Source organism: Bacillus sp. ISL-77 (assembly GCF_018613105.1).
The window spans coordinates 100,797-124,025 of sequence record NZ_JAGGQY010000046.1 but is presented as its reverse complement, the minus strand read 5'-3'; the positions used below and the strand labels follow the sequence as shown (position 1 = coordinate 124,025).

22 protein-coding genes and 2 pseudogenes are annotated in these 23,229 nt (G+C 38.9%); 4 read left to right on the top strand and 20 right to left on the bottom strand.

Going from position 1 to position 23,229, the window contains the following annotated elements:
* Positions 1-85 precede the first annotated feature (85 nt).
* Positions 86-256 carry a YuzK family famiily protein gene (locus J7E77_RS19150; protein WP_214716460.1) on the bottom strand — a complete coding sequence of 57 codons (171 nt, stop codon included), beginning with the start codon at positions 254-256 and terminating at the stop codon, positions 86-88.
* Between the two features lie 495 nt (positions 257-751).
* On the opposite strand from J7E77_RS19150, the gene J7E77_RS19145 reads away from it, so the two are divergent.
* A complete protein-coding gene (locus tag J7E77_RS19145; protein WP_214716459.1) occupies positions 752-1,450 on the top strand; it encodes a hypothetical protein in 699 nt (232 codons plus the stop codon).
* A 193-nt stretch (positions 1,451-1,643) separates the two neighbouring features.
* Here J7E77_RS19145 and J7E77_RS19140 read toward each other — a convergent pair whose 3' ends face one another.
* The 10 genes from J7E77_RS19140 to J7E77_RS19095 form a co-directional block, all read right to left on the bottom strand.
* A complete protein-coding gene (locus tag J7E77_RS19140; protein ID WP_308160704.1) occupies positions 1,644-2,270 on the bottom strand; it encodes a DNA-3-methyladenine glycosylase in 627 nt (208 codons plus the stop codon).
* A 242-nt stretch (positions 2,271-2,512) separates the two neighbouring features.
* Positions 2,513-3,163, bottom strand: coding sequence for a 3-oxoacid CoA-transferase subunit B (locus tag J7E77_RS19135; protein WP_214716458.1), 651 nt, complete (start codon positions 3,161-3,163; stop codon positions 2,513-2,515).
* A 29-nt stretch (positions 3,164-3,192) separates the two neighbouring features.
* Positions 3,193-3,879, bottom strand: a complete 687-nt coding sequence (locus J7E77_RS19130; protein ID WP_374102989.1) for a CoA transferase subunit A — start codon at positions 3,877-3,879, stop codon at positions 3,193-3,195.
* Positions 3,880-3,951: 72 nt separating this feature from the next.
* Positions 3,952-5,484, bottom strand: a complete 1,533-nt coding sequence (locus J7E77_RS19125) for an acyl-CoA carboxylase subunit beta (RefSeq protein ID WP_168246049.1) — start codon at positions 5,482-5,484, stop codon at positions 3,952-3,954.
* A 40-nt stretch (positions 5,485-5,524) separates the two neighbouring features.
* Positions 5,525-6,307: an enoyl-CoA hydratase gene (locus tag J7E77_RS19120; RefSeq protein WP_214716455.1), complete on the bottom strand. Its 783-nt coding sequence runs from the start codon at positions 6,305-6,307 to the stop codon at positions 5,525-5,527.
* Between the two features lie 13 nt (positions 6,308-6,320).
* Positions 6,321-7,247 (bottom strand): hydroxymethylglutaryl-CoA lyase, encoded by a 927-nt coding sequence (locus tag J7E77_RS19115; protein ID WP_214716453.1) that lies wholly within the window; start codon positions 7,245-7,247, stop codon positions 6,321-6,323.
* A gap of 32 nt (positions 7,248-7,279) precedes the next feature.
* On the bottom strand, positions 7,280-7,492 hold the full coding sequence (locus J7E77_RS19110) for an acetyl-CoA carboxylase biotin carboxyl carrier protein subunit (RefSeq protein ID WP_214716451.1): 213 nt from the start codon (positions 7,490-7,492) through the stop codon (positions 7,280-7,282).
* 11 nt (positions 7,493-7,503) lie between these two features.
* Positions 7,504-8,865 carry an acetyl-CoA carboxylase biotin carboxylase subunit gene (accC, locus tag J7E77_RS19105; RefSeq protein WP_214716449.1) on the bottom strand — a complete coding sequence of 454 codons (1,362 nt, stop codon included), beginning with the start codon at positions 8,863-8,865 and terminating at the stop codon, positions 7,504-7,506.
* Positions 8,866-9,077: 212 nt separating this feature from the next.
* Entirely contained in the window at positions 9,078-11,045 is a 1,968-nt protein-coding gene (locus J7E77_RS19100) for an acetate--CoA ligase (protein ID WP_214716447.1), read from the bottom strand.
* A 180-nt stretch (positions 11,046-11,225) separates the two neighbouring features.
* On the bottom strand, positions 11,226-12,365 hold the full coding sequence (locus J7E77_RS19095; RefSeq protein ID WP_214716445.1) for an acyl-CoA dehydrogenase: 1,140 nt from the start codon (positions 12,363-12,365) through the stop codon (positions 11,226-11,228).
* A gap of 244 nt (positions 12,366-12,609) precedes the next feature.
* Between J7E77_RS19095 and J7E77_RS19090 the strand changes: the two genes are divergently transcribed.
* On the top strand, positions 12,610-14,430 hold the full coding sequence (locus J7E77_RS19090; RefSeq protein ID WP_214716443.1) for a helix-turn-helix domain-containing protein: 1,821 nt from the start codon (positions 12,610-12,612) through the stop codon (positions 14,428-14,430).
* A gap of 77 nt (positions 14,431-14,507) precedes the next feature.
* Here the strand turns inward: J7E77_RS19090 and J7E77_RS30785 are convergent.
* From J7E77_RS30785 to pdxR, 7 genes and pseudogenes are all read right to left on the bottom strand, one after another.
* Positions 14,508-14,603, bottom strand: a pseudogene (locus tag J7E77_RS30785) (universal stress protein); the annotation flags it as partial.
* Positions 14,604-15,068: 465 nt separating this feature from the next.
* On the bottom strand, positions 15,069-15,251 hold the full coding sequence (locus J7E77_RS19085; protein ID WP_214716441.1) for a 4-oxalocrotonate tautomerase: 183 nt from the start codon (positions 15,249-15,251) through the stop codon (positions 15,069-15,071).
* 24 nt (positions 15,252-15,275) lie between these two features.
* The gene (locus J7E77_RS19080; RefSeq protein ID WP_214716440.1) at positions 15,276-16,058 is read right to left on the bottom strand and encodes a 2-keto-4-pentenoate hydratase; all 783 of its coding nucleotides are present in this window, start codon (positions 16,056-16,058) and stop codon (positions 15,276-15,278) included.
* A 23-nt stretch (positions 16,059-16,081) separates the two neighbouring features.
* Positions 16,082-16,858, bottom strand: a complete 777-nt coding sequence (locus tag J7E77_RS19075; RefSeq protein WP_214716439.1) for a 2-keto-4-pentenoate hydratase — start codon at positions 16,856-16,858, stop codon at positions 16,082-16,084.
* Between the two features lie 17 nt (positions 16,859-16,875).
* Positions 16,876-17,502, bottom strand: a pseudogene (locus J7E77_RS19070) (aldehyde dehydrogenase family protein); the annotation flags it as partial.
* Between the two features lie 184 nt (positions 17,503-17,686).
* Entirely contained in the window at positions 17,687-17,956 is a 270-nt protein-coding gene (locus J7E77_RS19065) for a hypothetical protein (RefSeq protein ID WP_214716438.1), read from the bottom strand.
* 255 nt (positions 17,957-18,211) lie between these two features.
* Positions 18,212-19,642, bottom strand: a complete 1,431-nt coding sequence (pdxR, locus tag J7E77_RS19060) for a MocR-like pyridoxine biosynthesis transcription factor PdxR (RefSeq protein ID WP_214716437.1) — start codon at positions 19,640-19,642, stop codon at positions 18,212-18,214.
* 308 nt (positions 19,643-19,950) lie between these two features.
* Between pdxR and J7E77_RS19055 the strand changes: the two genes are divergently transcribed.
* On the top strand, positions 19,951-20,289 hold the full coding sequence (locus J7E77_RS19055; RefSeq protein WP_214716435.1) for a replicative helicase loader/inhibitor: 339 nt from the start codon (positions 19,951-19,953) through the stop codon (positions 20,287-20,289).
* Entirely contained in the window at positions 20,210-20,557 is a 348-nt protein-coding gene (locus J7E77_RS19050; protein WP_214716495.1) for a hypothetical protein, read from the top strand. Before J7E77_RS19055 ends, J7E77_RS19050 begins: the two co-directional genes overlap by 80 nt.
* 327 nt (positions 20,558-20,884) lie before the next feature.
* Here the strand turns inward: J7E77_RS19050 and J7E77_RS19045 are convergent, their stop codons facing one another.
* The gene (locus J7E77_RS19045; protein WP_214716433.1) at positions 20,885-21,589 is read right to left on the bottom strand and encodes a response regulator; all 705 of its coding nucleotides are present in this window, start codon (positions 21,587-21,589) and stop codon (positions 20,885-20,887) included.
* Between the two features lie 16 nt (positions 21,590-21,605).
* Entirely contained in the window at positions 21,606-23,198 is a 1,593-nt protein-coding gene (locus J7E77_RS19040; protein ID WP_251028119.1) for an ATP-binding protein, read from the bottom strand.
* Positions 23,199-23,229: the final 31 nt, after the last annotated feature.

Below are 23,229 nucleotides of genomic sequence, written 5' to 3'. Positions count from 1 at the left end.
AAGGATGAGGAATTTTTCTTATTTATTTTTGCTTTTAATCAAAAAAAGGAAACCAGTGTTCATTCACATTGGTTTCCACTTTGATTCATGCCTTTAATCGATTATTAAAATGAACAAGCCGGTCTAAATCTGCAACCATTCTAAGACAATTAGTATAATCCTTTTTACGGCGTTTTTCGACTCTCATTCTCACTGTATGATGTCTTCTGTAATCTTCATGACCTACACCATGTGCACTATACATCGCTTTTTCCATTTCGCTCGTATAACTTAATTGTAAATGATTGATAACAAATCATTCCTTTCAGTTCTTTTCCCCTGGGCGAATTGTTCTTTTACGTAGGTTTCATCTTATCATTGAATTCAAGGTCACACAAAGTCAAAAAAACGGTGTATTTTGCTGTATACAAGAATGTCATTCAAACTCGAGAATATAGCACTGACATCCTTACTTTTTTATCCATATCCTTCCATATAGTGCACAACCTAAAAAAAATTCCCAAAAAAAGAATCTAACAGGATTTATAAAATATACTCAATAATAGGCTGTAAATTGTCGTTTTAGAAAGCAGAATTTTATCATTTACATGTTTCGCTAGGAGATTTACTCATAATTTAGGAGGAACCATCGTATTTCATAAGAAAGTGACGATGAAAACTCTTTCTAATCATACAGGAATGTGAAGAACGATATTGAATTATACACCTACAAGGAAAATAATCTTGTACAAATCGGAAAGGTTGTGAGTTTATGAGACTTTCGAATGTACAGCCTAAGAAAAACTTCAGTTACATCTTCGTTCAATTTCCAGGGATGAAAATGAATATCCCTATGCATTCTGACGAAGAAGGAACGGTGATGAAAGAAGATGTTGCTTTATGTGTCCAATTAAACAGTAAAGAGAAGGTAAATCAATTATTCTTTGTACGCACCCAGAGTATAAAACCTTTTGATTTTACAGATGAAGGAATTGGAGCAAAAGCATATTATCGAGTCATTAAGCAAAAAGAAAACTCTCAAGATTCACACACGAAAGAACCCGAAGAATTCGTCACGTTTATCACAGATGAAGTTAACATTTTACAAAAGAAAACTGATACAGGATATAACTTCATCTTGGTCATAAACAAACGTGAAATCGGAATGGTCGCTTCGATTGAAGAAGAAGTTTTCCAAACCGAGAAAGGACTATTAGTACTTAATGAGAAAGTGAAAGAGCGTGCCACTGTTAACGCAGATAGCAAGAAAAATATGACTGCCATCGTAAGGAGGAAGAAAAAGAGAATAATCACGGGAGGTAATTTCTTTCAGGCTCATGAAGTTCATGAGCCAATCCGAATTGCTTTGGAGGGCAGTAAAAGAAAATTTACAGTATTTTCTCCTGCCGCATTAGATTTTATCGGTCCAGGTGATCAGAACCCATCCAATTTAATGATGAGGAGGTGTTGATTAGGATTGTCCTTTCGGAAAAAACTTCATACTAGTAAAATCGAAACAAAAGGATTAAATGGATAATCCTTTTCGATAAATAAACTTTAGGAAAGGAATAAATTATTGGCTGTAAGCCTAATAATTACTAAGGAAAACTAACGAATCCATTTATTATAGGGACTTAACCAACGAGTTAAGTCCTTTTTACTGTTCAGACAATTACATACTCAGACTTTTGATGCCGTGAAACATATTGATTATTAGTAACCCAAAATCGCCATGGATAATCACGGGCTTCACCAGATGTTTCAATTCCAATCCTTTTTCCGACTGATATGCTTTCTGGACAAAAGCCTTTGGCAATAAATAATCGTGGAGGAGTGAGGGGACGTCCATAGTCCTCCATGGTAATGCCCAATGATTTTGTCAGTTTGCCAGGGCCATTTGTCAGTTTTGAAAGTTCTTCAATGCCCCTCCTTATTTTCATAATCTCGAGACCATCTCGAGGTTCAAGGGCACGAATCAAAACGGCTTCAGGATTTTCTTCACCGCCGCTAACCACATTGAAGAGGCAGTGCCTATGCATAACATAGGTATAGGCCAGGCCGGACCGTTGGAACATGACCTCGGTTCTTGCCGTCCTTCTATTATTGTAGCTATGTGCAGCCCTGTCACCAGGACCTATGTAAGCTTCTGTTTCGACAATATATCCTGCTGTCATTCCTTCATTCGTTTCTTTTACAAGGAGGCATCCGAGCAATGCCTTTGCCAGGTCAAGCGTGGGCTGAACATAAAATTCCTCGGGTAATGGTACTATTTCTTTTGTAAATTCTCCCACGTTTAATGCCCTCCATAAAAATGATTTACTTAAAAACTATGGACAAAAAAACCAATAATTAAACATTTGTATAAATTTTTAATCTATAACCTAATCCTTTCATCAAAAAAAAGCTGCCTTAAGGACAGCTCTAAAAAATATCTCATCAACCACTTAATCTTGGTCATCTAGTTCAATAAAATAATGATCCTTACGGTAGGAAACTGCCTCCATTATTGCTATAAGATTTTGCCCAACACCTTTTACTTAACTAGTAATTCGACACCAATTTTAAATGAAGCCTCCGTTTTTTCAATAACTTCCTCAACCGATACTCCGTCCTGGGTTTCCACGAGAACCATTCCTTCCGGAGTGAAATCAAATACAGCCAAATCTGTTATTAAACGGTGGACCACTTCTTTTCCAGTAAGGGGAAGTGTACACTCTTTTTTGACCTTTGATTCTCCGTGCTTATTAACATGTTCCATAATAATCACAACACGTTTTGCGCCGTTTACTAAGTCCATGGCTCCGCCCATTCCTTTGACCATCTTCCCTGGAATCATCCAATTAGCCAAATCTCCTGTTTGAGAAACTTCCATTCCCCCTAAGATAGCAAGGTCGATGTGACCACCGCGAATCATTGCAAATGATTCTGCACTGTCGAAAAAAGAAGCACCAGGTACAGCAGTTACCGTTTCTTTTCCCGCATTTATTAAATCGGGGTCTTCTGTCCCTTCAACCGGATAAGGTCCAATGCCCAATAAGCCATTTTCTGATTGAAGCAAGACGTTGTATTCGCTTGGAATTTCATTGGCAATAAGGGTAGGGATCCCAATCCCTAAATTTACGTTCATTCCATCCTGAATTTCTTGAACCGCACGTTTTACAATGGTTAACCGCGCATCCTTCAATCCACTCACTCCTTGTCTCTTTTAAACTATTAGGCTTGTACTACTGTACGTCTTTCTATCCGTTTTTCATAGTTTGTTCCGAGCAGCACACGTTGAACGTAGATTCCTGGCGTATGGATTTCTTCAGGATTTAAATCTCCTACCCCAACGATTTCCTCGACTTCTGCAATTGTAATTTTCCCGGCCATTGCAGCCAATGGATTAAAGTTGCGTGATGTTTTTCGGAAAACAAGGTTTCCAAGTGGGTCGGCCTTCCAGGCTTTCACCAGGGCAAAATCGCCGACAATTCCTTCTTCTAATAAATAGGTTCTTCCTTTAAAATCCTTGTGCTCTTTTCCTTCTGCAATTGGAGTTCCCACCCCAGTAGCCGTATAAAAACCAGGTATTCCGGCGCCGCCGGCACGAATTCGTTCAGCAAGCGTTCCTTGAGGGACTAGTTCGACCTCTAGCTCACCGCTTAAAAACTGCTTTTCAAAAATTTTATTTTCACCCACATACGATGAAACCATTTTCTTAATTTGCTTATTTGCAAGCAGCAGACCAAGCCCCCAATCATCAACGCCACAGTTATTACTAACGATTGTTAAATCCTTCGTTCCTTGATCTCTTAAGGCAAGAATTGCTCTTTCCGGAATTCCGCACAGTCCGAAACCACCAACAATGATGGTATCGCCATCTGAAATATCTTGTATTGCTTCCACAAAGGAGTTCACAATTTTTCCATTCTTCACAGGATCCGCCTCCTTATTAAAATAGAGTCTCTTACATTTGAAATTAACTGTTAAAAATTAGACCGGATATACAGAGTGTTTTCGTTCTGAAAAAATGAGATATTTTGAAGAGTATGCCTCAAAACGATTAACAAGCTCTTTACGCAATGAGTTTGCTGGAATAATACCGTCGATCACCATTTCGGAAGCTAAATGGTAAATATCAATGTCCTCTTTATATTCCTCACGTTTTTGTTCTATGAATGCGGTTCGCTCCTCTTCAGGAAGCTCTGCAATTTTATTAGCATAAACGGCATTAACTGCTGCTTCTGGTCCCATAACCGCAATTTGAGCAGAAGGCAATGCAAGACAAGCATCCGGTTCAAATGCAGGGCCAGCCATTGCATAAAGACCAGCTCCATATGCTTTACGTACAATAACAGAGATTTTTGGAACACTTGCTTCAGCCATTGCTGAAATCATTTTCGCACCATGACGAATGATTCCTGCCCGTTCTACCTTTGTACCTATCATAAATCCAGGAACATCAACTAAAAACAAAAGGGGAATATGGTAGGCATCACAAAGATTAATAAATTTTGCAGCCTTATCTGCTGAATCGTGGAATAATACCCCGCCTTTAACACGCGGCTGATTGGCAATGATTCCGACAGGTTTCCCATCCATGCGGGCAAGTCCTGTAATAAGTTCGCCAGCAAAAAGTTTTTTGATCTCAAAGAAGGAGTCTTCATCAATAATCCCGTTTATTAGATCATGCATATTAAATGGTGCATTCTGATTAGCCGGAATCAGCTCTTCTAATGGTTTTTTCAATGGTTTAGGAGTCACAGACTCACGAACTGGCGGTTTCTCTGAAAAATTAGCAGGGAAATAAGAAAGATAGTTTCTTGCCATTGAAATGGCTTCTTCTTCATTTTTTGCAAGAACATCACCACAGCCTGAAACAGAACAGTGCATGCGCGCGCCGCCCATTTCCTCCAAGGTTACTTTTTCACCAATAACCATTTCGGCCATTCTCGGTGATCCCAGGTACATCGATGCATTTTTATCAACCATAATAACAATGTCACAAAAAGCTGGAATATAGGCTCCACCAGCAGCAGATGGGCCAAACAGAATACAGATCTGAGGAATTTTACCTGAAAGTTTTACTTGATTGTAAAAGATTCTTCCTGCCCCACGACGCCCCGGGAACATTTCCACCTGATCCGTTATCCGAGCTCCAGCAGAATCTACTAGGTATAATAATGGCACTCGAAGTTTTTCAGCTGTTTCTTGGATTCGAATGATTTTCTCAACCGTCCGAGCTCCCCAAGAACCGGCTTTGATCGTTGAATCGTTAGCCATCACACAGACAAGCTGGCCATTAATCTTGCCCATCCCTGTCACAACACCATCTGCAGGAAGATCCCCCGCCATGCAGTTTGCAAATAGCGCGTCCTCCAGTTCAAAGCCAGGATCGAATAATAATGATAAACGCTCGCGAACGAACAGTTTTCCCTGCTCTTGGTTTTTTTCGTGATATTTGGGAGCTCCGCCCTTTTTGATTTGTTCGACTCGATCATTCAGTGTTTGTTGTAAAGGTTTCATATCCACTGTCATTATTTTTCCTCCTATTAATCTAGTTTTCTTATTCACCATTGTAGATTGGGGCGCGTTTCTCCTTAAAAGCCTGTAATCCTTCTAAACGATCTTTTGTTGACATCGTCACTTCATAGGCATTTTGCTCAATGGCCAGACCGGTGTTTATTTCTACATCAAAGCCTTTATCGATTGCGAACTTTGCTTGTGCAACGGCAATCGGGCCATTCCGAACAATTTGTCCTGCAATTTCTAATGCTTTATCAATTAAGCTTTCAACAGAGACCGTATACTCTACTAATCCAATCTCAAGGGCTTCTTTTGCATCAATTCGTCTTGCAGTGAAAATCAGCTCTTTTGCACGTCCCTTTCCTACTAATCTTGGTAAACGCTGTGTTCCGCCTGCACCAGGAATAATTCCCAGTGATGTTTCCGTCAGTCCAAGCTTCGCAGTTTCAGAGGCAATACGGATATCACAAGCGAGCGCTAGTTCAGTTCCTCCGCCAAAAGCAACTCCGTTCACAGCCGCTATGACCGGTTGGGGTAATGATTCTAAAGAGTTGATAGTTTCACGGATCAAAGAAACCGTCTTCCTCACCTCAACCGGATCCATTCCAGCTCGTTCCTTTAAATCAGCTCCCGCACAAAAAGCTTTCTCCCCAGCCCCTGTAATGACGATACAGCGAACTAATCGATCATATTTACAGGTAAGAATGGCGCTCTTGAGCCCCTCTAACATCTGTAAGGATAAAGCATTAGCAGCTTCCGGCCTATTTAAAGTAATCATCACGATTCCGTTTTCCATCTTGTTAACTAATATGGTTTTACTCATGATCTCACCTTTCTCACAAAGCATTTCCAAGCTTTCCACCCAACTTGGAACTCGCGGCTTGAAAACTTTTACTTGGTAAAGGTCTGCCAAGCTTCTCCTGAATGAATTGGGATGCATGAAGCAGCTTTTGCTGATCAGCACCAGTGTGAATTCCCATCCCGTGAAGCATATAAAGTAAATCGTCTGTTGCTACGTTTCCAGATGCTCCAGGCGCATAAGGACATCCTCCTAAGCCGCCAAGGGAAGAATCAAAAATGGTAATTCCCATTTCTAACGATACTAAGATGTTGGCCAAAGCCGTTCCTCGTGTATCATGAAAATGCATGGCTAATTTATCTGCTGGAAATCTTTTTAATAAAACTTCCAACACTTCTTGAACTTGCTTTGGATTTGCCACACCGATTGTGTCACCGAGAGACAATTCTGCAATACCCATGTCAAATAAAGTTTCGGAAACTCTTATGACCGCATCGATATCAACATCACCTTCATACGGACAGCCAAAAACAGTAGAAACATAACCTCTGCTTAATTTTCCTGCTGAAATGGTTTCTATGACCAAATCCCGTAACACAGGGAAAGTCTCGCCAATCGTTTTATTTATATTTTTTAGGTTATGTGCTTCGCTTGCTGACATAAACACTGCTACTTCATCAATGTTCGCTTTAAATGCCCGTTCCAAACCTTGAAGGTTAGGAACGAGTGCTGTATAGGTGACACCAGGCACTTTGGTAATGCCAGTAGCAACGGCAACTGCATCTGAAAGTGCAGGAATCCATTTGGGATTAACAAAAGAGGTAATCTCAAGATGTTTTAGTCCACTATCTGACAATTGATTAATCCAAGCGATTTTATCTTCTGTTGATATAAATGCCTTTTCGTTTTGCAATCCATCACGAGGACCAACCTCTTTAATCGTTACACCTTCCGGCCACTTCATTGTTTCATCTCCTTTCCACCTTTATCCAGGCTTTATTCAACTACTACAATGACGTCGCCTTCATTAACAAAGTCGCCTTCGTTCACTTTCACTTCTTTCACCGTTCCACCGAATTCAGCTGCAATTGGAATTTCCATTTTCATCGATTCTAAAATCACTACATCTTGACCCTCTTCTACCTGATCTCCAGCTTTAACTAATACCTTCCATACATTTCCTGCCATGACTGCAATTACTTCACTCATGATAATTCCTCCTATTTTACGTTATTTTCTTTTTTAGTTTTTAAATACTTGTTAACAAAGTCTGTTGTCGTATCACCTGAATGGAATGCCGAGTGGGCAATAACCTCTTGCAGCATTGGGATATTTGTTTTAATACCTTCAATATGATAATCAGCTAATGCAGCTTGCAGACGATTTATTGCCTCTTCACGATTGCTGCCTTTGACGACAAGCTTAGCAATCATTGGATCATAAAAAGGAGTGACTACAGATTGACCGTGAATAGCTAATTCATGTCGAACTCCAGGTCCGTTCGGCAACTCTAATTTTGTTATTTTTCCAGGTGAAGGGAAAAATGTTTTGGGATCTTCCGCATAGATTCTAACCTCAATGGCATGACCCTCACGTTTTACGTCTTCTTGAGAAAATTTCAGAGCTTCACCTGCAGCGATTTGCAATTGTTTTTCAACTAAGTCCAATCCTGTAATTTCTTCCGTAACAGGATGCTCCACTTGCAAACGGGTATTCATTTCAAGAAAGTAGAAATTTTGCTCTTCATCAACTAAGAACTCGATTGTTCCTGCATTTTTATACCCAATCGATTGGGCCGCTTTTACTGCAGCCTCCCCCATCTTGGTACGAGTTTTTTCAGTAATAAACGATGATGGGGCTTCCTCTACGACTTTTTGATGACGGCGTTGGATCGAACATTCACGTTCCCAAAGGTAAACGGTATTTCCAAAACCGTCTGCCAAGATTTGAATCTCAATATGTCTTGGATTTTCAACAAATTTTTCAATATACATTGCTCCATCGCCAAAGAAATCAGTAGCCCGCTTTTGGTTCCCCGCAAATGCTTTTCGGATTTCATCCCCGTTATGGACCACCTGCATTCCAATTCCACCACCCCCTGCGGAGGCTTTTAGCATAACAGGATAACCGATGCGGTCTGCCGCTTCTACCGCTTCCTCTTCATCTGCCAATGGGTAGGTAATCCCTGGAACGACAGGAACACCCGCTCCCTCCATCGCTTTGCGTGATTCAATCTTACTTCCCATTTTAGAAATAACCTCTGGAGAAGGCCCGATGAATACAAGTCCTGCTTCCTCACAGCGACGGGCAAAGTCCGTATTTTCAGACAGCAAGCCATATCCCGGGTGAATAGCCTCCGCTCCTGAAACCTGAGCGACCTCTAGAATTTTATTGATATTTAAATAGCTTTCTGCTACACGGGAACCTCCGATTAAATAGGCCTCATCTGCCATTTTTACATGGGGAGCATCCGCATCAGCCTCTGAGTAAACTCCAATTGTGGTAATCCCTAATGCTTTGCATGTACGGATTACACGGACAGCAATTTCGCCACGATTAGCAATTAAAACTTTTTTGAACATGCCTTTCCACCCTTTCTATCTTCTATCTAAGAAGGTTCAAAACTCGTCATCATCATTACAAAGCTTAAACTTTGATGATTAAGGAGCTATGTAAAAGTCTAATTATTCATTTTGCAACATTCTTTACGTTTATCTTTAACTCTTAATCTAGTAATATGGAACCAGTCATTTGCCGGTGATTTTCCTGACAAATGACTGTCTCTAATTAATAACTATTTAACTGATGACTTTTCAGCAACTATTTTTTGGATTTGTGCAACCGTTGTCGGGTCTTCTAGTCCTGTAATGTCGCCGGAAACCTTTCCTGATACAACAATTTCCTTTAATAAGCGGCGCATGATTTTACCACTAACTGTTTTCGGCAACATATCTGTAAAAATAATTGATTTTGGGGTTGCAATCTTACCAATTTGTTGAATAATGCGATTATTTATTTGTTGTTTTAATTCCTCTGTTCCTTCATAGCCATCGGCCAAACGGACAAATGCGAGCGGAACTTCTCCTTTAATTTCATCTGGGATCCCAATGATTGCGCTTTCAGAAACACCCTCACATTCAAGTACAGCACTCTCCATCTCCATTGTACTTAAGCGGTGTCCGGCTACATTAAACGCGTCATCTGAACGGCCAACTACCCATAAATATCCATCATCATCTATTAATGCCAGGTCGCTGGCATAATAGCAACCATCCACTTGGCTATAATAGGATGCGTAATATCGTTCCGGTTCTTTCCAAAGTGTCCGGCATAGCATAGGAAATGGTTTTCTAATAACCAGATTTCCTAAGACACCATGTTTAACTGGATTGCCTTCTACATCAACGATATCCATAACCGCCCCTAAAAAGGCAGTACCTGAGGAACCCGGTTTCATTGGCGTCAGCCAAGCTGCTCCAGCTATAGGCGATCCCGCGGTTTCTGTTTGACCCCAAGTATTATTGATATATACCTTCTTCTTTCCTAAAACTTCATATGTCCAATGCCAGGTTTCCGGATCGAAAGGTTCTCCAACAAGGGAAATGACATCGAGGCACGATAAATCAAATTTCTCTAATGCCTTTTCTCCCATACTTTTTAACATTCTTAATGCTGTTGGGGCAGTAAACAGTTTATTCACCCTGTATTTTTCAATGATTTGATAAAAACGATCTTTTGTTGGATAATCAACAGCCCCTTCAAAGACAACGGTTGTTACACCATTCGCTAAGGCACCTGTAATTCCCCAAATATGCATGGTTAACCAGCCGATATCCGCGGTACACCAGAAAACATCGTCTTGATGGTGATCCATATGATACTTGGCATATGTGTAATTCTGTGTGACAAAAGCCATGCCGGAATGCACGACGCCTTTTGGTTTACCTGTCGTACCACTTGTATAAAACACAATACCGCTCTCATTAGCTTCAATTCTCTCTGGTTCACAAACGATACTTGCCGCTTTTGTCTGCTCATGCCACCAGTAATCCCGGCCATCTTTCATTTTAACCTCTGAACCTAATCGGTCAACAACAATGACTGCTTCAATCGATGGAATAAATGGTACAACATGATCAACTTTTTCTTTTAAAGGAATGAATTTACCCCGACGTTCAGTTGCATCCGCAGTGATTAATACTTTTGGCTCAAAATTGATGAGACGGTCTGTCAATGATTTTTCCGAATATCCTGAGAAAATTGTATTGTAAATAGCACCAATTCGAAAACAAGCTAAAACGGAAATAAAGGCTTCTGCCAGATTGGGAAGAAAAATAGCAACACAATCACCTTTTTTTACACCAAATGATTTAAGAACATTCGCAAAACGATTTACTTCAGCAAGAAGCATATTATACGTGTAAAATTTGGCGTCCCCGTTTTCACCCTCCCAAATGAGAGCGGTCCGGTTTCCTGCCCCATTTTCTATATGCCGATCAAGTAAATTTACACTTGGGTTACTAATGCCGCCGGCAAAAAAGCGAAAATCGGGGAGCTGTCCACTAATGGTTTCATCCCATGGTTCATACCAAACAAGTTCACGGGCTGCACGATCCCAAAATTTAGCAGGATCTTCATGGGATTGTTTAAGCAGTTCATTAAATGCTTCGCTGCTCCCAATGGAGGTTGAACGGACTTTTTCTTCTTCTGGATAAATGAGTTTGCTATTTGAAACTACTTGTAAAATTCCACTGATATCCATGTAATGGCTCCTTTAACAATTTTTATTTAATCACTATGTCTCTACTAGGCTGTTGATTTCCACTCCAGGCGCTTCGCTTTCCGCGGGCGTGCCGGGGAGCCTCCTCGTCGCTCGCTCCAATCAACGTAGTCTTTAAGATCAACCATCACCTTTAACACAGCCAATCCTATAAAAAATTCATTAACATCCAATTTGTTTGGCAATAACCATTCGTTGAACTTCAGATGTTCCTTCACCAATTTCCAAGAGTTTCGCATCACGGAAGAATCGCTCCACTTGATATTCCTTCATATATCCATATCCGCCATGAATTTGAACGGCTTGATCACATGCTCGCATGCATATTTCCGAAGCAAATAATTTCGCAAATGCCGCTTCCTTTTTAAAGGCTTTTCCTTGATCCTTTAACCAAGCTGCTTTAAAAACCATATTCCGGGCTAATTCAATATTCATTGCCATGTCAGCTAATTTAAATTGGATTGCCTGGAAGTTGGCTAAACTCTTTCCAAACTGTTTTCTTTCTTTTGCATATTGAAGAGCTTTTTCATAGGCTCCTTGAGCAATACCTACAGCCATGGCACCGATTCCAATTCTTCCGCCATCAAGGGTAGCTAAAAATTGCTTGTAACCGTTTCCATCTGTTCCCAGCAGATTTTCTTTTGGAACCCTTACATTCTCTAAGATAAGTTCTGTGGTATTTGAGGCATGCAGACCCATTTTTTCGTAGTTGTCGATTACAGTGAATCCTGGAGCATTTGTAGGAACAATAAATGCGCTGATTCCGTTGATTCCTTTTGAGCGGTCTGTTACCGCTGTCACTGCAAGGTGATTAGCATAGCTTGCATTTGTAATAAAACATTTTGAGCCGTTAATGACCCACTCATCTCCATCAAGAACTGCTGTTGTTTGGGTTCCCCCTGCATCGGAGCCTGCATTCGGCTCAGTCAATCCAAATGCTCCAAAAGACTCTCCCGTACAAATTGGTGTTAAGTATTTCTCTTTTTGCTCATGTGTACCAAATAAATTAAGAGGAGCTCCTCCCAATGAAATATGTGCTGAATATGTAATTCCTGTTGATGCACAAACACGACTAAGTTCTTCAACGACAATGGCAAAGCTGATCGTGTCAGCCTCACCTCCACCGTATTGTTCAGGAAAAGGCAGACCCATGATCCCTAACTCTGCTAATTTTGCAAAAATTTCCTTAGGGAATTCCCCCGTTCGATCACGTTCATCTGCACCAGGTGCAACTTCTGCATCAGCAAAATCTCGAATTAACTTGCGTATCATCTCTTGTTCTTTCGTTAAATCAAAATTCATTTATCTACAACCCCTTTCTAAATATTCTGATTGTTTTAAGCGAAAAAAATTAAGCCACCACTACATATCTTTACGCTGAACTCCTTTCATTATTTTCAAAACTTTCTTATAATAAGAATATAATCATTATGAATATTATGCTATGTACATTTTCATGAATATTATTATGAAAAATTTGTGTCTTTTACACAAAAACACGAAAATGGATGAAATGTAAAAAATCTTAGAGAAAGGATGATGACAGATGCAAGATACCTTAACTCATCGGCAACTAAAGTCCTTAATCCATGTGTCCAACGTTATCAATTCCAAATTAGATATTGATACGATCTTTGATTCAATCATGAATGAAACGATATCTGTCGTTGAAGCGGCAGGAGGAGGCTCTATATGGATTTTTGACAAAAGCCAGAATCGACTCATCGCAAAATCAGCTCAAGGATTATTTTATCCACATATATTTAGGCAAATTAAACTAGTTAGCGGTGAATCCATGACTGGGATGTCTTTTGCTGCAAAAAAATGTCTCATTTTTTGGGATGAGGTAGAAATTAAACAGGCGCTGTCAACATTAACGCCATATAACAGAGATTTATTGGATCAGTCTATTCCGAGTAATTTTCATTTTACATCTGTCATTTCTTCACCTATTTTACAAAACGGAAAATGTATTGGCGTGATTACATTGGACTCTTTTGAACAATCTTTGCAGTTTAAGCAAGAGGATATTAATCTATTGGAAGCGATTGGCCACCAAGCAGCAGTTGCCTTGGAAAAATCCAGTCTTTATTATGAGAAGGAAAAAATGGTTCAGAAGCTTTCCCATTCAATCGAAATACATAGGAACCTGGCCAATCTCGTTGTAAATGGAGAAGGAATTCAGTCGATTATGAATTTTATACATAAAACAATAGGACAACATATGTTTCTCTTTGATGAAATAGGTGAACTTAGGGCTTCTGCCTGCTATTCTTCCTTATCAATTGAAATGACCGAGTATATGAAAGCGTATGCAAAACAAATTATCCTAACACTTGAAAACTCACATACCGTTTCCGAAATAACATTAAATGATGAAACGTATCAATTAGTTGTATTGCCACTTGGGTCCAAATTAAAGTCTCTAGGCGGGCTAATCATCCTTTCAAAACAAAAAATGAATGAGGTGGATATCGCTGCTCTTGAACATGCTTGTACAGTCATTTCACTTGAACTGGGAAAAGAGCAAGCCGTTTTTGAAACACAGCAGCGTTTAAGAGGGGAATTCGTGACCAAGCTTTTTTCAGGACAAATCGATGAAGCACTTATTCAGAAAGCAAAAAATTTAAATTTTGACCCTAACCGAAACTATGTTGCCATACTTATTAATTTTGAGGATAAGTTAAACGAGCAAAAGGTAATCGGCGACCACTTCATAAGGAATTTACTCCATATGGCCAATACATTACTTGGGAGGAACTCGCAAGTAATGGCAGTAAGGGATGAAAATCAAATCGTTGCCCTTCTATCCTTGCATTCAAGAGTTTCTTCGTCCAATATTATTGCTGAATTAAAAGAACATGCAAAAATTTTACAGCATGAGATTAAAAATAAATATAGAGAGATAGACGTATCAATTGGGATTGGAAGAATTAAGCAAGGGCTTATTTTTGTCCACGAGTCATTTGTAGAAGCGACAAAGTGCATAAAGTTTCTCAAAAACTATCGTTTTGATCATAGAGTTCTTAGTTATACAGACCTTGGCGTTCAGAGGTTTATTTTACAAAATTCAAAGGAAGAATTGATTGATTTTATCCATGAAGTATTAGGTCCCCTCATTGAATATGAACAATCTAGAAAAGGCGAACTGTTAAGCACTCTGATTGTTTATTTAGACCAAAATCAAAACATAAAGAAAACGGCTGATTCTTTACATATTCACACAAATACCTTAAGCTATCGTTTAAAACGAATTGAGGAAATTCTATTAACGGACTTGAATGAAAGTCAACCATTATTTAATATTCATTTAGCAATCAATATATATCAATATATAAAAGATAACACTAGTGTTGCCTTAATTTAATTTCAAACTAAGGGTTAACTTACTGATAACGTAAAAAACCGATTTCCTAATGGAAGTCGTTTTTTTGTACTCACTGATTACTTAATTATCAAAACAGGACCATGCGAAAGCTGGGAAACTTTCTGACTAACACTACCGAGCATTAATGCTTTTATATTTCCCAACCCACTGCTTATCCTCTAATTCTTTTTGGGAGATTACTTCTTCTAAATTTTCAAAGCCTTATTATTAAATCTTTATAGAATAATTAGTCTGTATTTCCATCGGTAAGCCAACATAATTTTCTGAAAGACTGGCCGCCGCTGTTTGTGAGGAAGTCACATAATCTAACTCGGCTAGTTGAATGTGATATTCAAATGAGCTATGTTCATAGTTTCGGTGCAGCATTGTAGTCATCTAATAGGAGAATCTTTGGGCTTTCCAAATGCGGCGGAGACAAATTTGCGAATAGCGGTTAAGGATATCTTCCTCTCCCGAATGATAATATTCACTCAAGCCACGTAAAATAGACACAGAGAATCACCCCTACATCTATTTTACTTTTTATCAAAATTGTTTCTACCATAATTTTTGTACAATTTATTACATTTCTCTATATTTTTCCGATAACTGTTAGAACCACCATGCTCAGTCTTTTTCTATTTTTCAACCGGCTCCCCAGCTTTCCCCCAATGTGTTTTAGGAATCTCGGTTACGAGGACTCTTATATTCTCCTTCGGTGAATCCAATGTTTCGGATACGGTGGCCGTGACATTGCGAATTAATTCAGCCACTTTTTCTTTCGGTCTACCTTCCATCATTTGCACATGAATAATAGGCATGAAAATCCCTGCTCTCTACAATTATTAATCTGTCACGGTAAAAGACACTTCGCCAAAACCATCAAATTTCCCGCTTACAACATCGCCAAAGTTCAACTTAACGGCAGCAGTAATGCCGCCAGTTATAATCACGTCACCCTTACGAACCTTTTCACCCTTTCTTGCCAGCATATTGGCAAGCATCGCCACAGAGTGGGCTGGGTGGCCAAGGACAGCAGCCCCTGCACCCAATTCCTTGATTTCACCATTAATAGTAAGCGTAGCTCCGACAAGGTCCAGTTCAAATTGTTCCGGTTTTTTTACGGTGGTGCCCAACACAACACGTGACGTTGAGGCATTATCAGCAATCACATCCGGTAAAGTAAACTGGAAGTTTTCATAACGGCTGTCGATAATTTCCAACGCTGGAAGAACGTATTCCGTTTTTGCGAGAACCTGCGCGCCTGTTATGCCTGGGCCTTCAATATCTTCTCCTATCACAAATGCAATCTCTGCTTCCACTTTCGGATGGATCAAATCACTTAAACGGGCTTTACCGCCATTTTCTATCAACATATAATCAAACACATATCCATAAATAGGCTCTTCAATGCCCATTTGCTTCATTTTGGCAAAGCTTGTTAAGCCCATCTTAGGACCAACAATTCTTCTTCCTTCATTTAATTTACGGTTTACGATTTCTTGTTGAACAAAATACGCTTCCTCTACCGATAAATCTGGCTTCATGTTCACTGTTACCTTTGGAACTTCACGCCGATCCTCCTCCGCTGAAACAAGGTAATTAGCAATATCCTGGTATTGACTCATTTTGGTATCTCCTTTTCTCCGTTTTAAAAATGGACGCTTACCTGCCCAATGTGTGCGAATCTTGCCGTAAATGAATCCCCTGCCCGAGCTTCGACTGCTGCCGATAAGGCCCCAGAGAGAATCACTTCGCCAGCAAGCAGCGGTATATCAAATTCAGACAGCTTATTAGCTAACCATGCGACACAATTAGCAGGGTTTCCCAAGGCCGCAGCCCCTACACCGGTATTAACCAGTTCGCCATTTTTTGAAAAAGCCATCCCGATCAGTTCTAGATCAATGTCGTTTACCTTTGTTGGTTTGCCGCCAAGAACATAAAACCCTGATGAAGCATTATCAGCAATTGTATCCGCCAGTTTAATCTTCCAATCTTTAATTCGGCTATCGACAATCTCGAGTGCAGGAACAACATATTCTGTTGCCTGAAGAACATCAAGCGCTGTTACATTAGGTCCCCGTAATTCCTTTTTTAAAATAAAGGCAATTTCAGCCTCTACCTTTGGCTGGAGGACCTGTTCGACTGGAATACGTCCTCCGTTTTCAACAACCATCGTTTCCAGCAGGTGTCCATAATCGGGTTCATCTACGCCTAACAGCTTCTGCATAGCTAAGGAGGTTAAGCCGATCTTTTTCCCAACGATTTTCTGACCCTGCTGTACTTTGTTGTTGATATTTTCAAGCTGAATATAATAGGCTTCCTTAATGGTCAATTCAGAATCGGTGAACGTTAATGGAGTAATACCAACTCGAGTAGACTCTGCTTCGGCCAAGATGTCAGCATATTCTTTTACTTTATTCGTCACGAGTCTTCCTTCCTTTCTTAGAGTTTAATAGTAATATTCGATAATTCCGAGTAGAAATCGATGCTGTGCATGCCGCCGGTTCTGCCGATTCCGCTGTTTTTCATACCGCCGAATGGTGTGCGTAAATCCCTTAAGAACCAGGTATTGACCCAGATAATTCCTGCTTCAATTTGATGGGCGACACGATGGGCACGTCTTAAATCATTGGTCCAAATGGTTGCACTTAAACCAAAATGGGAATCGTTCGCCTGCATAATCACTTCTTCTTCCATATCAAATGGCATAACAGTCACAACAGGTCCAAATATTTCTTCACGGACACAACGGGAATTCCGGTCCAAACCAGTAATAATGGTTGGCTCTAAATAAAAACCTTTTTCAAGTCCTTCAGGGCGTTTCCCACCAGTTAGAATCATCGCCCCATCCTTTCTTGCGATCTCAATATAACTGTTAACTCGGTCATAGTGTTCCTTGCTAATTAAGGCTCCTACCTTAGTATCTTCGTTTTCCGGCTTGCCTACTTTTAACGTTTTTACTTTTTCAACAAATTTCTTCAAGAACTCTTCATAGGCCGGTCGTTCCACATAAATTCGTGAACCGCACAAGCAAACTTCCCCTTGGTTAATGAAACTTGATTTAATCGTCAAGTGTTCGGAAATTTTCTCCCGACTCCCTTTTTTTAATTATGACTTTTTATTTTTGGTTAATTCTTTATTTAGAGTGTACTTCATTTTTTCAGTGCACTGCTCTGGTGCCATGGAATTTATGCCCCAAGTACTTCTCGTAACTCGAAGACGAAGAAAGCGACTCCACAAAATGAAGTCGCCTTTAATAATTATTGAAATTTTTCAAGTAACTGTTTAGCACTTTTCTATACCGCCATATATCTTTATTATCAACCGGAAGCTCATTTATATCCCAAAAAGCTTGATACTTCCTATGAGCAGTAAGCGTGCCATCAGGATATCGCATAAATGTAACAGTGCCGTTGTTTTGATCATCTTGTAGGGCAATGTAGTGCTTCGAACCATCCCAGATGGCCAAATCACCAAACCTCTCACAAAAGAACTCAACATCGGCTTTACTTCGAATAACCATTTAATTCACTCCTTGATAAAATTATTTGATTACCGCTCTTATACCTTTGTTTCTTGTGAGGAAATGACTATTAGCTGCTTGGGTAATTAATTGAAAAGTGAATTTCAAAATATCTTTGCTAGAAATATATTAAGAAAAAAATTAAAATTCGAGCGCTTATCATTGATTTGATAGTATTATAACATAACTGAAATGGATTTGCCGAAATGAATGTTATGGTAATACTATGAACATGATCCTTTCAAACTTTAAGTATTAAATAGACCCTAGTGCCTCCGCAAACCTTTTAATTCCTTCATGTATTAATTCTTCATTTTCCCTAGCAAATGTAAAACGAACAAAACCTTTTTTGGACCCCATCGTGTAACCTGGGACATAAATAACTCCTCTGTTGATTGATTCCTCCAGTAATTGCATTTCATTAATCTCTTTTTTTATCCTGCACCAAATATGAATTCCTCCCTGAGGGATGGAGAAATCAACTTTATCCTTTAAATAAAATATAAGACTAGTAATAATTTGATCTCTTCTCTTTTCTAATTGTTTGTTTAAATTTTCGATATGAGAATGGAAATTTTCCGATTCTAAAAAATCATTTGCGATCCACTGAGTAAAACTTGCATGACCAAAATCAATTTGCTGCTTCGCATCGGATAATCTCTCAATAACAGGTGTGGGGCCTATAATCCAACCAATTCTTAATCCAGAAGCAACGATCTTTGTTAAAGAGCTAATATATAAGACATTTCCGTTAATATCCATTGATTTTAGAGTAGAAATCTTTTCCCCTGTAAACGAGGTTAAACTATAAGGATCATCCTCAACCACGGGTATACCATGTTCTGAAGAAATTTCTAAGATTGCTTTCCGTTGCTTTTCCTGAAGTAAAGCTCCTGTTGGATTTTGAAAAGCAGGATTCAAAAATATCATTCGGATTCGATGCTTTTTATGTAATGAAAGTAAGTCATCCGGGTTGATTCCATCTTGGTTTACAGGTATGAAATAAGGTCTTAGTCCTGCTGATTTAAAAATCGGAAGATTATAGTTATAAGAGGGATCTTCCAATGCAACTGCATCTCCCTGTTTTAATAGGCATTGAACCACTAAATGTAATGCTTGTTGTGCCCCAGATGTAATTAATATGGATGAAGGATTTGTTTCAATTTTTCTATATTGCTTAACATGTTTTGCAATCGTTTCTCTTAATATTGCGTTTCCTTGCGGATGATCATAACCTAAGCTTCCTATAAACGATCTAGAAGAAGTAATCTCACTTAAGTATTTCACCGGAAAAAGATCCTCTGACAGTTCGCCGCTAGCTAGATTGATTAACTTCTGTTCTACTGCTTCTTTTCTTATCCTCTGTGTTATAGGCAAGTTAGGTAAAAACGATCCTGCTTCAATATACCTGTTCCAGTTCGGTATACGTTTCTTGGTAATTCCCCAGATATCTTTACTTATGGTCGTCCCGCTTCCTCTATTCCTTTGTATTAGTCCATTTGACTCCAATTCATCATATGCTGCAACAACTGTACTTCTATTTATGTTAAGGTCCTTAGCTAAATTTCTTTCAGAAGGTAATGGTTTATCTGGAGGAAAAGTACCATCTGCAATTCCATTTTCGATATAATCAGCAAGTTGTTTGTATATAGCTTTTTTGGCTTGGCGATCTGGTTTCCAATCCATATATTTCAGTCCTTATTATGTAATGTAGTCTAACTATTATGTTTCTTTATTAATATTATTAATCGTTTGTTATGAACTTTTAAAAAAACCTAATGTTCATAATAATTAATTACCATCCAAATTATCATAAATTTAACCATCCACTTTTATTATAACTTACAGCGCGTTGTATTGCGAAAAAGCCATCCAGTCAATACTAGAAGCAGAGAAAAACGAGAAACAGCCTAAAAAGTCAAAAAAGGAATCCCTGTCTATTGGGTGGAACGGCTGATTCATGAAGGGAAAATTATGTTAGAGGAGGAATCGCATTGACCAAGGAAGAGGTAGTCAAACTTTTAATACTTATTGAATCGGTTTATCCCAACTGCATTTTTAAGGACGAGACGGTCCAGCAATGGTTCCAATTTTGTTCTGAAATGGATTATGAAAAGGTAATGGCGAAGGTGAAAAACCACATTCGAAAAAGTCCTTTTCCACCTGCGATTGCTGATATTGCTGTATTCCCTTTTGAAGAAAATGATTTTCCAGAAACATTACAAAAATGGATGAGGATAGGACGGGAGAGAATTGAACACGAACGCAAACCTCACCAACGAAATACATTACCTGAATGGCTTGCCGAATATTCAGCAAGAAAATCTGTTTGAAGCAGAAGGCATCCTAATAGGCGCGGTCTTTCTCGCTCCTGAACTGATTCATGAAACCACATTAGAGCCATGCCATTTTTCGCAAACGGTTGCCGACATTCGTGCTGCAATCCAAAAGACAAAACGAGAGCACCCGAATGGCGGGCACTTGGTGATGATTGATTATTTACAGTACATTATAATACTGATTAGTATCAAACAAATAGTTAAAATAAAAGTCAAGAAACTCTCATCTCAGGGAGAGTTTCATAAAGGCTTCCACTCATGATCTTCAAATACTGTCTCTATGTTTTGTTTATACTAACGATTTGCAGATCAGCTCGCTAAGGCTTTAGCCATCCATCATAATGATGCATAGTTTCTATTCCACCTGTCTCATTTGATTAAGATGATAGACCGCCATCTCCTAGAAAGTGGCGGTCTGAAGTTGAAGAGATTCTAACTTCACTGGATATGGAAAAATAAATATTTTATAGAAATATAGTTTGGCAAGAAAAGTAAATGAAAATAAAAATAACCCGATTAAGGCGTGCATAGCTTTAGTCGGGTTTATTCTTTCTAAAATAACGAACTGTTCTAAGAAAAAATGCCCAGATTACTTCTTCCGATATCTCCTTTCAGGGCGTCCTATGGTTCCGTAAATAACTTCTACTTCCATCTCATTAATTGCAACTAAATACTCAAGATATCTCCTGCCAGTAGAATGACTGGCTCCGATTATTTTTGAAAAATCATCTGCATTTATGTTTTCATTTATATCCTTTACTTGTTTCCTGACTTTTTTTAATGTATGTTTATCAATTCCCTTAGGCAGTATTTCAGGTGGTTCCTCCTGGGCTAAAACCGCTTCCCGTGGTTGTTTTACTCTAAAAAAATCGTTAACATCTTCCTGTTCAACAATTGTTAATTTGACTAGTTTTTCTCTAGTCTCTTTGAACTGTTCCAGCACTTCAAGAAACTTGTTTATCATAATGGGTTTAAGGATGTAACTGTATGCTCCTCCCCTGATTGCTTCGCTTACAGTGCCAACATCATTTGCTGCTGTAATCATAATTACGTCCATACTTCTCAGTTTTCTTCTAATCTCCCATAATAAATCTGTCCCATTCATATCAGGAAGAAAGACATCGAGCAAAATAAGATCGGGAGTAAATACATTCAACATATCCAGTGCCTGCTTCCCCGTATTTGCAATAGCGACTACTTGAAATCCTTCTGCTTTATCAGTAAATTTTTCATAAATTTTAGCCGCTGTTTCATCATCTTCTACAATCATTACTTTGATTAGTTCCTTGGTCATCCTTAATACCTCTCTCTTAGTTGCCTTTTGGTAAAACGATTGTAAATTGAGCTCCGCCTGAATCACTTGTAGAAATAAAAATCTCCCCATCCAGTTTTTTTAAAGCATTTTTAACAATGGCTAGTCCTAGTCCATGATTTTCTCCTTCTTTTGTCGTAAATCCTTGAATAAAAATCATCTCCTGCCATTCTTCAGGGATACCTTTACCGTTGTCTTCTATATCAAAAATGATATCGCTTCCAATATCTGTGAAGGAAACTTTTACATTGGCGCCATTAGAATGAGCCCGAACAGCTGCCTCCATGGCATTATCTATTAAATTACCAAGTATGGATACAAATAATTTAGTATTTAATGTAGAGGGGATATCTTCCAGGTTGCTGTCTTTATCGATTTCAAGTTCTACTTTTAATTCCTTTGATCGATTTATTTTTCCAAGCAGACAAGCCGCAATAAAAGGATCTTTAACTGAAGAAGTTAAAAAAACCACAATATCTTGACGTTCTTTGACTTCTTCTGAAATAAGTTCCCTTGCTTCGTCATACTGTTCAAGGGTAATCAATCCATAAATAGTGTTTAATCTATTTAAATATTCATGATTTTGCGCGCGGATATGGTCAGAAACGTTTTGTACTTTTGAAATCTCATCTATAATTTCCTCTATTTCAGAAACAGGCCGGATGGTTAATACGGCCCCTCGTGTTCGTTGCTTCTCCAGAATCGGTGATGCGTCAACCAAATTTAATTGGTCACCAAAAATTACTTTTTGATTAATAACATTTTGTTGACTGCCCATTACGGATTCTATTAGTGCGTATAGACGGCTATGCTTAATTCTCATCCCCTTCTCGATCTCATCGTGTTTCAACAACTCTCTTGCCCGTTTATTGATGGACGTTACTTCACCGTCTATGTTGACAGCAACGGTGGCATCTCTAATTGATTCTAAGGTAGCTTCTTTTTCTTTAAACAAAAAGGATATTTCTTCTGGCTCAAGGTTAAAAATTAGTTTCTTTACCCTCTTTGAAATAATAACTGCCCCAGTTATCCCAAATAACAAAATAAAAATAGAAAACTGAAGTAACTTAAGGCGGTAGCTATGTACTTTTCCCTCTACTTCAGAGGTTAAGAAACCAACGGACGATACACCAATTATTTCTCCGTCCTTATTATAAATAGGGGTTTTTGCCTTAATTGCCTTTCCTGAAATTCCAGTTCCTTCATATATAATCGAGGCATTATTTTCAAATACCTGTTTGTTGCTTGAACCCATCGGCTTTCCAATATATTTTGGTATCTGGTGAGAGTACCGAATATTTTCTTTATTGCCAATCACTACATAGCCGGCTCCTGTGGATTTCCGTATTCCTTCTGCAATGGGCTGTATAGTTAAAGAAGGATTGGGATCCTTAAATGCATTGATAATGTGTTCCTTTTGAGAAGTCATCTTCGCTACTGCCATAGCCTGGTTACCCAATGAAGTTTTAATCATATCGTCAATCATCATGGAAAAAAGAGCACTTACAGAAACAATAGTAATTAAAATAATAGTGGAAAAAAATACAACCATTTGTGTTAACAGTCGTGGTTTTTTAGTCCTTTTGCCCAATTGGTTTCCCCTCGCTAATATCTCAGAAGAT